Raw genomic sequence first — 13,789 nt, 5'->3', positions numbered from 1 at the left:
TGGGGCGAGTATAATGTGCTCTTAAGTTTTTATTTCTGGAAGGATAATGGAAAGTTTCTCTGCAAAAACTGTGCCTCTAAATGCCTTCCCTTCTGGATATAAACTTATTGTTGAGTGTAGAAGTGTACCCACAGGAGACCAAAAATACATCGCCTAAATTTATAAAAGGCACACCTAGTTTTTCTCCTCCATTTTATATATTACCTCATTTTTATCAAGAATCTTTAACTCTTCTTTTGCAACACCAATCCTGTAAGAAGGGTCATTTTTAAATTTATCAATATCTTCTTGAAGTTTTCTGTTTTGTTCTTTTATTCTTATGTTTTCCTCAGACAGATGTGTTATAGATTCTTGCATTTTTCTTAGCCTTAAATAACCGGGAAGAAGCATAAGAAGAATAATAAAAAAACATACTGCAACAGTTATTACTACTTTTTTTGCTTCCATAAGATACCGCCGTATATTGCCGAAGAACCAAGCGATTCTTCTATCCTTATCAACTCATTATACTTGGCAACCCTGTCTGTCCTTGAAACAGAGCCAGCCTTTATCTGTCCTGAATTTGTGGCAACTGCAAGATGTGATATTGTTGTATCTTCTGTTTCACCCGAACGATGGGAAATAATTGATGTATAATGATGCTTGTGTGCCATCTCTATTGTATCAAGTGTTTCTGTAAGTGTGCCTATCTGATTTACTTTTACAAGCACTGAATTTGCAACTCCCTTTTCTATTCCCTGTATAAGTCTTTTTGTGTTTGTTACAAAAAGGTCATCCCCGACAATCTGTATCTTACTCTTAAGTTTTTCCGTTAACATCTTCCATCCGTCCCAATCATCTTCTGCAAGTCCGTCTTCTATAGATACTATCGGATACTGTTTCACAAGTGCCTCATAAAAGGCAATCATCTCTTCCGATGTTTTTACGGATTTTTTTTCTGCTTTTAATATATATTTTCCCGGCACCTTGGTTGCACATGTTTTATCTGCGCCATAGAAACTGCTTGCTGCAGGGTCAAGTGCAATGGATATATCTTTGCCGGGCTTATATCCTGCAGAACCTATTGCCTCAACTATTATATCCAATGCCTCGGTGTTAGAAGAAAGATTGGGTGCAAATCCGCCCTCATCACCGACTGCTGTACTTAACGACTTTTTCTTTAATATATTTTTCAGGCAATGAAATGTTTCAGCACCCATCCTTAGGGCATCACCGAAAGATATAGCGCCTATGGGCATAATCATAAACTCCTGTAAGTCCACATTGTTATCTGCATGTTTCCCGCCGTTTAATATATTCATCATAGGTATAGGTATTACCTTTGCATTTAAACCCCCGATATATTTATACAAAGGGATGTCAAGGGAAATTGAAACCGCCTTTGCACAGGCAAGAGATACACTCAGAATTGCATTGCTCCCAAGTTTTTCCTTGTTAGAAGTGCCGTCAAGGTTTTTCATAACCCTGTCAACAGCGACCTGATCTGCGGCATCCATTCCTACAACATGTTTTTTTATAAATATATTAACGCCTGAAACTGCTTTTGTGACCCCCATCCCAAGGTATCTTTCCTTATCGTTGTCCCTTAACTCAACTGCTTCATGCTCACCTGTGGATGCACCACTTGGAACGGATGCTCTCCCCACTGTTCCGTCTTCAAGAATAACATCTGCTTCCACAGTGGGGTTACCTCTTGAATCAAGGATTTCTCTTCCTGCTATATTTACAATGATCTTCTTCATCTGTTCCTTCCGACTGCTCAATTATATACTTAAAACCTTATCTGTCAGTCTATTTTTTGTTCTACTAATGGTGCAGGTGTATTTTCTTCCTGTGCCGCAGAAACAAATTCTGTTTCTTCGCTGTAGCGGAAAATCTTCCCCTCGTAATTTCTTAATGTATACACACCATTAGACTCAGATACAATATAGTTTGGAGCAATAGGTATCTTCCCCCCTCCACCGGGGGCATCAATAACGTATGTAGGGACCGCATAACCTGTGGTATGTCCTCTTAATTTTTCCATCAATTGAATACCCACTGAAACAGGAGCTCTAAAATGACTTGTCCCTCTTGCCAGGTCGCATTGATACATATAGTAAGGTCTTACCCTTATTGCTAAAAGATCATGCATAAGTTTTTTCATTATGTATAGCCTTTCATTAATACCTTTAAGAAGGACGGTCTGGCTTCCCATAGGAATACCCGCATCAACAACATCTGAACAGGCTCTTTTACATCTTTTTGTAATCTCTTTCGGATGATTAAAATGTATGGACATCCACAACAGATTATATTTTTTAAGTATTGAAATTAAATTTCCTGTTATACGCATCGGAAGCGTAACAGGAACACGGCTTCCAATCCTTACAATCTCAACACTTGATATTGAACGGATACCTTTCAGTATTGTTTCTATCCTCTCATCTGGCAGCATAAGAGGGTCTCCACCTGATATAAGAACATCTCTTATCTTTTTATTTGCTCTTATATATTCAAAAGCCTTTTCAAGGTGTTCCGAGATAGAAAAATCACCTTCTCCTACAAGCCTTCTTCTTGTGCAGTGTCTGCAATACATTGCACACTGGTCCGTTGCAAGAAGAAGGACCCTGTCAGGGTATCTGTGGACAAGCCCCGGCACCGGAGAATCCTCATCCTCAGAAAGAGGGTCTGTTGTTTCCTGTGCTGTAACATATGATTCAAGAACGGTAGGGACCGCCTGCCTTCTTATCGGACAGTATGGTTTTTCTTTGTCCATAAGGCTTGCCCAGTATGGAGTAATTGCCATTGCAAGTCTTCCCTTTGACTGCAGTATCCCCTTTTCTTCTTCTTCTGTTACATCAATAACCTTTTTTAATTGTTCAACCGTTGTAATTCTATTTCTTATCTGCCAACCCCAATCCTCCCACTGTTCTTCTTGGACATCTTTCCAGAGTTCACACCGCCTGTAGTCTGTGTACAATTTTCTCCTCCTCCTTCTTATCAGAGCCCGTCAGGTTATACCTTTTACAAGCAAGCTCCAATATTGTATTTATCAGATCCTTATATTTTATGCCGCAGGAATTTGTTATCTTTGTAAAATTACTTTCATCAGGGTCAAGCCCCGGTAACGGATTTATTTCAAGAACATATGGAACACCATTCTTGCTTAAACGAATATCTGTCCTTGATATATCCACACATCCTATTGCCTGGTGAGATTTTAGCGCCACTTCTTTTAATTTTCTTTCCTCTTGTTTTGTTATACTTGCAGGGCATTCAAATTCGGGAACGAGGTATTGTTTTTCATCACCCTGGTATTCCTTTACCCTCCATGAATAAAATGATTCTCCGCCGGCCTTGCATTTTGAAAAATCTATCAACATAGGCGGAAACACATAAGGCTGGCCGTTTCCAAGAACTCCAACAGTAAATTCTTCCCCCTCTATGAACTCTTCAACAAGGGCAGGCTGTTTATATGTTTCTATTACTTCTCTTACCCGGTTAGGCAACTCTTTTTCATTACAAACAACACTTTTTGCAGATATACCCTTTGCCGAACCTTCACAATTGGGTTTTACTATTAAAGGAAATTTTAGTCCAGTATCAAGGGCTTCATCCGCGAGAGTAAAAACCTGAAATTTTGGGGTTGGAATTCCCTCTGTGATAAATATTTTCTTTGACTTAGCCTTATCAAGTGCAAGCGCAAGTGCAAGGACACCTGAGCCGGTATATGGAATACCGAGAAATTCAAGTATAGAGGGAACCTGCGCCTCTCTGCTGGAGCCGCCAACCCCCTCTGAAATATTAAAAACTATGTCCGGCTTTTTCTTTAAAAGATGGGGAAGAAGAACACCGTTTGCCTCCATAACATCAACCCTGTTCCCTCCGTCTTTTAGTGCCTCTGCTATTGAATTAACCGTTTTTATAGAATCAAATTCCGATTCATAATCCTTTGGTTTTGTAGAATCATAGTGTTTTATATTGCATACTAGCGCAACTTTTCTTTTCATATTCTCCTTATATTGTATCTTTCCAATGCCTCATCCAATATCTTCATAATCAAATCCTCGTAACTACATCCTGCTGCTTTTGCAACAACAGGAAAAACATCCTGCGAAGACAAACTCGGAAGAGGATTAATCTCAAGCACATACAAACGGTTATCCTTATCAAGCCTGATATCAACCCTTCCAAAGTCTCTGCACTCTACAGAATGATAAGCAGCAAGGGCAACCTTCTTGATGTCCTCTTCCATCTCAGATGATATTTGAGCAGGACAAACATAATCAAGCGTGGTTGAGTGTATTCTTGAAAATGTATAACACCTGTTCCCAAGTTCAAGTTCTCCGTCTATTTTAATCTGAACAACAGGTAGAGCCCATGCATCATCGTTTCCTATTATTACAACAGTGAATTCTTTTCCTTCAATAAACTCCTCTGCAAGAGCAGGCTGTTTATATGTATCTATAAGCCACTGACATTGCTTTACCAAACCCTGTCTATCTATAAAGATGGAATTATCGTTTATCCCTTTACTTGACCCCTCAAATCTCGGTTTTACAATAATAGGAAATTTCAAGTCTATGCCGTCCAACTTACAGGGATTTTTAACAGAGATAAACTTAGGCGTTGGGATATCATTGGCAATAAATATCTTCTTTGCAAACATCTTATCAAGTGTAAGTCCCAGAGTAAGGGCATCAGAACCAACAAAAGGAATGCCCCTCATTTCAAGCAGGATGGGCACCTGCGATTCCCTGTTTCTTCCACACAAGCCTTCTGCTATATTAAACACAATGTCCACCCCAAGGTTATCAATGGATGAAAGAAGGTTTTTCACATTTCCAATTCTTACAACCTTATAACCAGCGGATGTAAAAACCTTGCTTAATGCATTTATCGTCTGTCCATGATCAAACTCTGCATTTAGATCTTCAGGATCTTCCTTTTTTAAGATATAGTCTGACCTTAAATCGTAAGTTAAACCAATCCTTATAGACATACTGCTTTCTCCTTAAAAACACAAAAAGGGACCTTATAAAAGCCCCTTTTCCATTCCTCTTAGAATACAAAAACCCTGAATATAGTTAAATAGCTTAAAACAGTGCGAAGGCAAGAACAACCCATTTGCAGCGGGAAAACATCCTCCATTATTCATCCTTCAAAATCTGATAATGGATTCTACATTTTAATTTTCAAATACTGTATCCCAAGAGGAAATCTTAAAATCAGTTTGGTTCCACTGTTCTGGGTTTCTCCCTCCATCCCATTATGTTTATTAAAATGATAACTACTACCTATTGTGTCTCTTCTGAATTTCAAATGTACCACATAAATTAAATCTTGTCAAGTACTTTTTTTGGAGATGTAATTAAATAGTCAAGATGTCCGCTTTTTCTAACAAGTGATGTGTCCGCTTTTGGTTAATGTTAGTAGTAGTCCTTTTTCTTTTGGCTACCTTTTCTTTTTGTGAATTGTATGGATATGTGGATAAGCCTTTGGGCGGATAATAACCAAGCGTATGAGGGCCGTATCCTATAGTCACAGAGCCATCTATATGTTCATAGACAGTAACTCTGCATTTGGCGAACGATACCCTAAGTTCTGATGGGCCTATTTGGAGTATCCGGTTGTTAAACGATATGGTGTTATCGTTGTTGACGGTCCTTTCGTGTTTGAAGCAAAAAATCTTGTCTAAATCCGTTGTCTTAGGTACCGGGATAAAGGCGCTGCCTTCGCCTTCTGGCTTTATTGCGAATCTTCTGTTGTGTTCTTTGAGATATTCTGTCTTTAGGTATCTATTGGCGGCTTCCTTTGTTTTTATGCCTCTTAGCCTTAGTTCTTGAGGAATTCTGCCTTGTAGGGTCTCGTTAAGTCTTTCTGATCTGCCTCTTGCCTGCGGCGAATAAGAAGGGATATGCTGGGCGCCTAATTCCTGCAAGGCCCTTCCTATTTGGGTAAGGTTGTCTTTGGAGACGTCTTCTCCTGCCTTTTTAGTAAGGAAGAAGTGGCTTGCCCTGTCTGTGTATAACGAGCAGAATATGCCTTTCTTCTCGATGAGGTTCCTGATAAGAGACATGCAGGTAAGAGAATCCTCCTCGTCTGCCAGTTCTATGCCGTAGAGCTCATTATTTGCGTCATCCGATATAGTGACGATATCATATTCTAAGCCGTTACCGAACCAGTCATGAGGAGAACCGTCCATGTGGAGCATCATGCCTATTAGGGGCTTCCTTGCTCGGCGTTTTCTGTGGGGAGAGCGTCTTTGGCGTCTTTCAACGAGTCCGGCGCCTTGTAAGGCAAGCCTTATCCAGTTATAACTTAATTTTATATTGTGCTCTTTTCGTAACTTATCGTAAAAATGGGACATATTAAAATCGAAGTATTTTTCCCTGTATAAACGCAGGACCTTTTCCACGGTCTCTAAAGGCACTCTTTTGGGGCTTGGTATCTTCCTGCGCCTGTCATATAGGCCGTCATAACCGTGTTTTTCGTAGCGCCATTTCCACCGGCGCATCTGCCGGTCTGATATGCCTAATATCTCTGCCGCTTGAATCCAGTGAATCTGTCCGCTTATAGCCCGTAATATGACCTCCTGAACCTTCATTGCCCGCTCCAGTGCGGGTTTTGGATAATATGTCTGCATACCTAACCTCCTTGATTAGGCCAAACATATTATCATTCCCCGCTTTGAAAGCGGACATTTCATTTGTTAAGAAATAGGACATATCACTATTTTATAACAGTACTTTTTTTGGAGAAATAGAAAAAGACATGGTATAAACTGGTGCCCTGGTGCCCTGGTGCCCTGGTGCACTGGTGCCCTGGTGCTCATTCTTTCGTAACCCCCTCTTGCGATGCTATAACATCAATTTCAAGAAGAGCACCCCTAGGTATGTTTGAAACTTCAATGCAACTTCTTGCCGGATAAGGAGGCTTGAAATATTTTTGATAGATAGTATTTACGGTCGGAAAAAAGGAAAGGGTTTTTAAGTATATCGTGGTTTTAACAACATTTCCTAAACCTAAACCGACTTCTTTTAGTATTGAATGGATATTCTGAAAAACCTGTTCTGCCTGTTCTTCTATATCCTTACCAATAATATCTCCTGTTTTTGGGTCTACTGGGATCTGCCCTGAAACAAATACAAATCCCCCGGACTCTACTGCCTGTGAGTATGGTCCTATGGGCTTTGGTGCATTGGAGTTAAAATTTCTTTTTATCATTCTATCATCTCCAGTGCCTGATTTATAATATTTAAAGATGTGAACCCGAATTTTTCTGCCAGGATTTGGTGTGGCGCACTTTTCCCGAAGCCTTTTATTCCTATTATCTTTCCTTTTTCTCCTGCATATCTTTCCCAGCCGAATGGTGTTGCCGCTTCAACTATAATCCTTGATTTAATAGAAGAAGGCAAAACCTGTTCTTTATATTCTTTGCTCTGCTCTTCAAAAAGTTCCCAGCAGGGCATATTCACAAGCCTTACACTTTTGCCCTGTGCATTAAGTGTTTCTGTTGCTTTTAATGCAATCTCAACCTCAGAGCCTGTTGCGATAATAATCACTTTCGGGCCTTCACAGTCAACCCCGCTTAGAAATTCTTTATTTCTGACGGGGTCAACCATTATATAGGCGCCTTTCTTGAGGTTTTCTGCAGAAGGATATTTTGTTCTATCATACACCGGAAGGTTTTGTCTTGTAAGAAGAAGTGCAACAGGACCTTTTCTCCTTAAAGACACATCCCATGCAACAGCAGTCTCGTTTGCATCAGCAGGTCTTATTACTGTAAGTCCGGGAATTGTCCTCAGTGCCGCATATTGTTCTATCGGTTGATGTGTAGGACCATCTTCGCCTACAAATATGGAGTCATGTGTAAATACATATATTATCTTGATACCCATAATTGCTGCAAGTCTAATAGGAGGCCTCATGTAGTCGGAGAATACAAAAAATGTAGAACCAAAAGGTATGAGCCCTCTGTGAACAGATATACCATTAAGTATTGAACCCATTGCATGTTCTCGGACACCAAAATGGAAATTTCTACCCGAAGGATTATCCTTCTTGAAACAACCCACCTCTTTTATATATGTTTTTGTAGAAGGCGCAAGGTCAGCAGAGCCCCCTACAAGATTTTTTATATAAGGCATAACCTTTGATAAAACCTCGCCGCTTGCATTTCTTGTTGCAATGGCTTTTGATGTATCAAACCTTGGAAGGATGGATGAAAGATCGGGAATCTGTCCACCGAACCAGATGTCCCATTCTTTTGCAATGTCAGGATAAGAGTGTCTATATTTTTGGAATTTCTCATTCCAGAGTTTTTCTTCTTGCAGTGCCTTTTTTTTAAATCTTGCAAAAACTTTCTGGACAATATTGGGCACTATAAACGGTTCAGAGGGACAGGCAAGAAACTGTTTTGTTGCTGCGACCTCTTCTGTGCCTAATGGTTCGCCGTGTGATGCGGAGGTTCCTTGTTTTTTAGGGCTTCCTTTTCCTATTATTGTTCTTCCGATAATAAGTGTAGGCTTCTCGGGTACCCTTTGAGTGCGAGACCTCGCTTTTTTAATTGCCCTTCTTATCTGGTTATGGTTATGCCCGTCTATAATAATCACATTCCAGTTATAACTTTTAAATCTTTTTGCAACATCTTCGGTAAAGGCAAGTTCGGTTGAGCCTTCTATTGTAATCTTGTTGTCATCATAAAAATATATAATTTTTCCAAGCCCAAGATGCCCTGCTAAAGACGCCGCCTCGCAGGATACACCCTCCATTAAATCTCCGTCGCTTACGATGCCATATGTGTGGTGGTCAATTATTTTAAAATCAGGGGTGTTGAATTTTGAGGCAAGAATTTTTTCAGCAATTGCCATTCCGACACCATTTGCAAAACCCTGTCCTAAAGGGCCTGTCGTGGTTTCAACGCCTTGCGTAAGACCATATTCAGGATGACCGGGGGTTTTACTCTCCCATTGACGGAAGTTCTTCAGGTCTTCAATTGTAAGAGAATATCCGAAAAGATAAAGAAGTGAATAAAGAAGCATAGAACCATGACCAGCAGATAGAACAAAGCGGTCTCTGTCTTCCCAGTTTGGATTTAAGGGGCTATGCCTTAAAAATCTTGTCCATAGTATATATGCAAAATCAGCAGTTCCCATAGGCATACCGGGATGCCCTGACCCTGCTTTTTGAACAGCATCCATAGCAAGACACCTTATGGTATTTACCGCAAGTGCCTGTTTTTCTTTTCCTTTTAAGTCCTTACCGAATTCTTTTTCAATATCCATTCTTCTCCAACAGTCTCCAGGGTCCACAGTCCATTGTCCGTAGATTATGGACTATTGACTATGGACTAAATATGTTACCGGTCACCTATATTTTCAGCCACTCTGTATAGCATGTTCTTTTAAAAATGCATGGTATCTTTCTACATAGTATGCATAATTTTTTTCTAAAAGTAAAACCTAAAAATTTAGTCCTCATCAGGAATGAGAAAAAACATTCTGCCCGTTGCGCACGCTGGCGACTACCCAGATTTGTATTAGGAGCAGACAGGAATTTTTACATTTCTAATTGAAATGTTTTAGAAATCATATTATCCCATAATAAGATACCAAGGTGTCCCCATATGTTTTTAATTTAATAAGGAAAATTTTTCCTTCATTTTCAGGAAGTTTTAACCTTTTATAATGTTCAATAATCAATGTCCCGCTTGTTTTTAATATATCTGTTGTTGATACCTGTTTTAGTATTCTTACTGCAAGATCTGTCTGATACGGAGGATCAGCAATAATAAAATCAAAACACTCGGTACTTTTCTTTATATAAGACACAACATCTTTATTAACCAGCACCGAATATTCAATAAGACCAATGTCTGAAAGATGCTTTTTTAATCTTAAAATCCTGTTTCTTTCTATATCTACAAACACAACCTTTCTTGCACCTCTTAAAAGTGCCTCTATCCCAAGACCGCCTGTTCCGCAACAAAGGTCAAGAAGCGTCCTGCCCTGCACATTTGCAATGCTGTTAAATATCGCCATTTTTACCATTGAAGATGTGGGCCTCAGTCCCATGTCTTTTCTTTTAATTCTTTTCATTTATCCTATAAAATCCATCCCACCGGAAAATTTTCTTAGCATTACATCTTTTATCTTTGAAAATTCTGTTGAAACAAGGTTTGGATCTTTTTTAATAACATATGATACAGCATTTCTTGACTGTTCAAGTATTTTTATGTCACTGACAAGATTGCCTATCTTAAGTTCAAAAAATCCATGCTGGCGGCTCCCAAAGAATTCACCCGGACCTCTTATTGAAAGGTCTTTTTCTGCAATCTGAAAGCCATTGTTTGTCTCTACCATTGACTGAAGCCTTTTTCGGGCATTTTCAGATTTCGCATCAGAAAGCAATATACAGTAAGATTCAACGCTTCCCCTTCCCACGCGCCCCCTTAACTGATGAAGTTGTGAAAGTCCGAATCTATCTGCATGTTCTACTATCATAACAGAGGCTTGAGGCACATCAATGCCCACCTCAAGAACAGTTGTAGAAACAAGCATCTTAATATGCCCATCTTCAAACTTTTTCATAACAGATGCCTTTTCAATAGAAGACATTTTCCCATGAACAAGCCCGACCTTAAAATCTTTAAAAATACTTAAAAATTCTTTATACATATTTTCAGCAGCCCTTAAAGACATTTTTTCGGATTTTTCAATAAGCGGATATACAACATATACCCTTTCTCCTGATAACATCTTCTCTTTTAAAAACCCATACATTGCATCCCTTTTTTTATCATCAGTCCAGTATGTTTTTACAGGATGTCTTCCGGGCGGAAGTTCATCTAGGATGGATATATCAAGATCTCCATAAAGTGTAAGTGCAAGTGTTCGTGGTATCGGTGTTGCAGTCATAATAAGAATGTCCGGAAAATTTCCCTTTGTTGCAAGAATCTTCCTCTGTGCAACCCCAAACTTATGCTGTTCATCAATTATAACAAGTCCGAGTCTTTTAAATATTGTTTTATCCTGTATAAGTGAATGTGTGCCGATAATAATGTTTATCTCTCCGCTGTTTATCTTATCCCTGATAGCCTGTTTTGCTTTTTCAGTCATTCCACTTATCAAAAGAGCGGGATGGATACCTGCACCTTCAAAGATGGGTTTTAGTCTGTTATAATGTTGTTGTGCAAGTATTTCGGTAGGCACCATAATCGCAGACTGGTACCCTCCGTCAGCTGCGGCACACAAAGCAAGTATTGCTATTACTGTTTTTCCGCTTCCGACATCACCCTGCAAAAGCCTGTGCATTGGTTTTGGCGATGACAGGTCCTGCTTTATTTCCTTAAAAACCTTTTCTTGCGCATCTGTAAGATTAAAAGGCAAACTTGAAAGAACTTTTTTTAATACTGCCCCATCGGTTTTATGAAAGATACCTTTTACAATTGAACTATATTTGTTTTTTCTTATCCCCAATCCCATCTGTAAAATAAAAAACTCATCAAATACAAGCCTCTTTCGTGCATCAGCAAGCATCTTAAAATCTTCAGGAAAGTGTATATTTTGGATTGCTGATTTTATCTCTGCAAGGCGATTATATGAGATTATAGACTTTGGAAGAAAATCAGCAATATCTTTTAAAGAGGCATCCAATACTTTTTTAACAACAGAACGAAACAGTCTTTGTGAAAGATATTTCTTTGTTGAATATATCGGAACTATCCGTCCCATATGCATGGTATCTTCAGAAGTATTGGTAAGAAACTCATACTCGGGGTTATTCATCTGTAGTGTACCGTGCCTGAGGGTGATAGGGAACTCTACTCTGCCATAAAGTATAACATTTTGTCTTTTTTTAAAAACCTGCCTTACATATGGCTGATTAAACCAGATAGCAGTGATAAAACCTGTCCCGTCTGTAAGAACCACTTTGAATACGGACATCCGCCTGCGAGGAGTTACAAAAAAACCGCACTCAAAAACCTCCCCCTGAACGGTTTCATAAGAATCAGGACAAATATCCTTTATTTTTTTCAAATGACTCCTGTCCTCATATCTTAAAGGAAAATAATAAAAAATATCCTCTACCGTCTGTATTCCTACCTGTTGGAATAATTCAACTTTATGAGGGCCAACACCCTTAACATATTGAATGCTTGACTGAATATTCATTTTTATAAGGGTCTGTTGCTCTACTGGCTCACCCCCCCAGAGAGGGTGCCCGACGAAATTGCGGACTTAGAGGCAGGAAGGTTTTTTCTGGATATCGCAAGGTTAGAGTGTGGAACATCCCAGATCAAACCTGGGCACTTGAAACTTGAATGTTCATTATTGATATTTCTAACATATTTGCATGTGTCCCCAGATTCCGATTTTTTTACCCAATACCACTATACAACCTGTCAAAACCTTTGCTCCTTTTGCAATTTCCAGAACTTGTTCTATATCCTTTTCCCGTTTTACCCTATTGCACAGTGATGTTGCAAATGCATCTGCTACAACACAATCCTCGGCAGTTACAACAACCGCATCTGCCTTGCCAAAACTTAACGAATGTCCAACAGTCCCGCTTGATGTACATATCCCGCAGGGTGTTTGTTCAGGTTTTATCTTAAAAATAATCTTACCCCCAAAAGGACTGTTCCCTGCATATACCGAAAATCTTCTTTCAGTGTTTGATACAATAAATATATCACCGCCATTTTCAATAATTACCTGTCTTGTGTTTTTTAAGAGTCTTTTCCCTACTGCCTGTGCAATTGCTCCTGCAACAGATGCCATAGGACCTACACAAGCCAGTGATGCGGCACTTGCCATATGTTTTATAATAAAATTAGCATTCTTATCTACTTTAACCGGAGCAAGGCTTTCAAGAAATCTCTTATCCTTTTTTATATAGTCCTCAACCTGCCTCCTGTAATGTTTTGCCCAGCGCAGCGAATTGTCTGATAAGTTTTTATCTGCTGCTATCCACAGATCGGTTTCCTTTTCACATACATTAAAACAAACCAGCCCTTGTGCATGCATCCACTTCCTGTAAAATCTTTCCTTATACTCTTTTGTCATTGCCTTTTTTCAAAACTTATGGACACATAGAATGTTGCAGAGGGTTTGTTAAGTTCTTTTGGAAACTGTGAAAACGGGGATGCACGTTTAACGGCGCTTACGGAAATATTATCAAGCAAAAGAACCCCTGAGGATGAATAAACATTTGCATCAATAAGTCTGCCATCTTTTAAAAGAGTAAAAGATACCCTTACTATTCCTTCGCTTTTTATATCCTGCTTGGGATAAGAATCTAATTCTTCTTTTATTTTTCTTCTCAACATTTGAAAATAACCTGCAAGCGCCTTTTTATCCATTGGTACACCTATATCAATAGGGACTGCAACATCAGCAGACGTTATAAGAGAAGAAAAATCGTACTTAAGAACCTCAGCACCGGTGGAAGACTTTAAAGATACCTTCTCAATTGTTTCTTTTTTTACGAAATTTTCAGTAGAAACATAATTTTTAGGCGACAGAAGCAATATGTCTTTGTGTGCCGGTAATTCATTGATATTTTTTTTAAAGATATCTTCACTTTTAGAAATCCTGTTCACCCTCTGGCTTTTTATTTTTACATAAGACACCTCCATTGGCTTTCCTGTATCCCTGTTATTACTTTTTAAAAAAACACCGGACATTAAAATAAACACTATATGAAAAATTACCGAAATAAGCAGTGTCCACTTAAATATTATATTCTCGTCATTGTTCTTAAAAATATTTATTATCTGCATATAATTTTTTCCAATTGTAGG

General features: G+C 39.0%; 11 protein-coding genes and 1 pseudogene. All 12 read right to left on the bottom strand.

Annotation, left to right across the window (positions count from 1 at the left end; all coding sequences use genetic code 11):
• Positions 1-174: 174 nt before the first annotated feature.
• The 12 genes and pseudogenes from B9J78_03255 to B9J78_03200 all read right to left on the bottom strand — a co-directional run bounded on the left by B9J78_03255 (position 175) and on the right by B9J78_03200 (position 13,768).
• A complete protein-coding gene (locus tag B9J78_03255) occupies positions 175-447 on the bottom strand; it encodes a hypothetical protein (GenBank protein MBA2123939.1) in 273 nt (90 codons plus the stop codon).
• Positions 429-1,742: a phosphopyruvate hydratase gene (locus B9J78_03250; protein ID MBA2123938.1), complete on the bottom strand. Its 1,314-nt coding sequence runs from the start codon at positions 1,740-1,742 to the stop codon at positions 429-431. Before B9J78_03250 ends, B9J78_03255 begins: the two co-directional genes overlap by 19 nt.
• A gap of 44 nt (positions 1,743-1,786) precedes the next feature.
• On the bottom strand, positions 1,787-2,962 hold the full coding sequence (locus tag B9J78_03245; GenBank protein ID MBA2123937.1) for a lysine 2,3-aminomutase: 1,176 nt from the start codon (positions 2,960-2,962) through the stop codon (positions 1,787-1,789).
• Positions 2,937-3,992 carry a hypothetical protein gene (locus B9J78_03240; GenBank protein ID MBA2123936.1) on the bottom strand — a complete coding sequence of 352 codons (1,056 nt, stop codon included), beginning with the start codon at positions 3,990-3,992 and terminating at the stop codon, positions 2,937-2,939. Before B9J78_03240 ends, B9J78_03245 begins: the two co-directional genes overlap by 26 nt.
• Positions 3,989-4,984, bottom strand: coding sequence for a hypothetical protein (locus B9J78_03235; protein ID MBA2123935.1), 996 nt, complete (start codon positions 4,982-4,984; stop codon positions 3,989-3,991). The genes B9J78_03240 and B9J78_03235 overlap by 4 nt, the downstream gene beginning before the upstream one ends.
• Before the next feature lie 468 nt (positions 4,985-5,452).
• Positions 5,453-6,628: pseudogene (locus B9J78_03230) on the bottom strand (transposase).
• A 185-nt stretch (positions 6,629-6,813) separates the two neighbouring features.
• Positions 6,814-7,209 (bottom strand): hypothetical protein, encoded by a 396-nt coding sequence (locus tag B9J78_03225; GenBank protein ID MBA2123934.1) that lies wholly within the window; start codon positions 7,207-7,209, stop codon positions 6,814-6,816.
• Positions 7,206-9,269: a transketolase gene (locus B9J78_03220; GenBank protein ID MBA2123933.1), complete on the bottom strand. Its 2,064-nt coding sequence runs from the start codon at positions 9,267-9,269 to the stop codon at positions 7,206-7,208. Before B9J78_03220 ends, B9J78_03225 begins: the two co-directional genes overlap by 4 nt.
• Positions 9,270-9,572: 303 nt before the next feature.
• On the bottom strand, positions 9,573-10,082 hold the full coding sequence (locus B9J78_03215) for a hypothetical protein (GenBank protein ID MBA2123932.1): 510 nt from the start codon (positions 10,080-10,082) through the stop codon (positions 9,573-9,575).
• Positions 10,083-12,158, bottom strand: coding sequence for a hypothetical protein (locus B9J78_03210; protein MBA2123931.1), 2,076 nt, complete (start codon positions 12,156-12,158; stop codon positions 10,083-10,085).
• A gap of 168 nt (positions 12,159-12,326) precedes the next feature.
• Positions 12,327-13,052, bottom strand: a complete 726-nt coding sequence (locus tag B9J78_03205) for a hypothetical protein (protein MBA2123930.1) — start codon at positions 13,050-13,052, stop codon at positions 12,327-12,329.
• Complete coding sequence (locus tag B9J78_03200) at positions 13,049-13,768, bottom strand: hypothetical protein (GenBank protein MBA2123929.1); 720 nt, start codon at positions 13,766-13,768, stop codon at positions 13,049-13,051. The genes B9J78_03205 and B9J78_03200 overlap by 4 nt, the downstream gene beginning before the upstream one ends.
• Positions 13,769-13,789: the final 21 nt, after the last annotated feature.

The sequence above is a fragment of the bacterium Unc6 genome, assembly GCA_013626165.1.
GTDB classification, from domain to species: Bacteria; Omnitrophota; Gorgyraeia; order Velesiimonadales; family Velesiimonadaceae; genus Velesiimonas; species Velesiimonas alkalicola.
This window is presented reverse-complemented; position numbering and strand designations above follow the sequence as displayed.

Bases quoted from the DNA above. Each gene is read 5' to 3' on its own strand.
- B9J78_03250 (MBA2123938.1), bottom strand. From the start codon at position 1,742: ATGAAGAAGATCATTGTAAATATAGCAGGAAGAGAAATCCTTGATTCA.
- B9J78_03200 (MBA2123929.1), bottom strand. From the start codon at position 13,768: ATGCAGATAATAAATATTTTTAAGAACAATGACGAGAATATAATATTT.
- B9J78_03210 (MBA2123931.1), bottom strand. From the start codon at position 12,158: ATGAATATTCAGTCAAGCATTCAATATGTTAAGGGTGTTGGCCCTCAT.
- B9J78_03240 (MBA2123936.1), bottom strand. From the start codon at position 3,992: ATGAAAAGAAAAGTTGCGCTAGTATGCAATATAAAACACTATGATTCT.
- B9J78_03235 (MBA2123935.1), bottom strand. From the start codon at position 4,984: ATGTCTATAAGGATTGGTTTAACTTACGATTTAAGGTCAGACTATATC.
- B9J78_03220 (MBA2123933.1), bottom strand. From the start codon at position 9,269: ATGGATATTGAAAAAGAATTCGGTAAGGACTTAAAAGGAAAAGAAAAA.
- B9J78_03205 (MBA2123930.1), bottom strand. From the start codon at position 13,052: ATGACAAAAGAGTATAAGGAAAGATTTTACAGGAAGTGGATGCATGCA.
- B9J78_03215 (MBA2123932.1), bottom strand. From the start codon at position 10,082: ATGAAAAGAATTAAAAGAAAAGACATGGGACTGAGGCCCACATCTTCA.
- B9J78_03225 (MBA2123934.1), bottom strand. From the start codon at position 7,209: ATGATAAAAAGAAATTTTAACTCCAATGCACCAAAGCCCATAGGACCA.
- B9J78_03255 (MBA2123939.1), bottom strand. From the start codon at position 447: ATGGAAGCAAAAAAAGTAGTAATAACTGTTGCAGTATGTTTTTTTATT.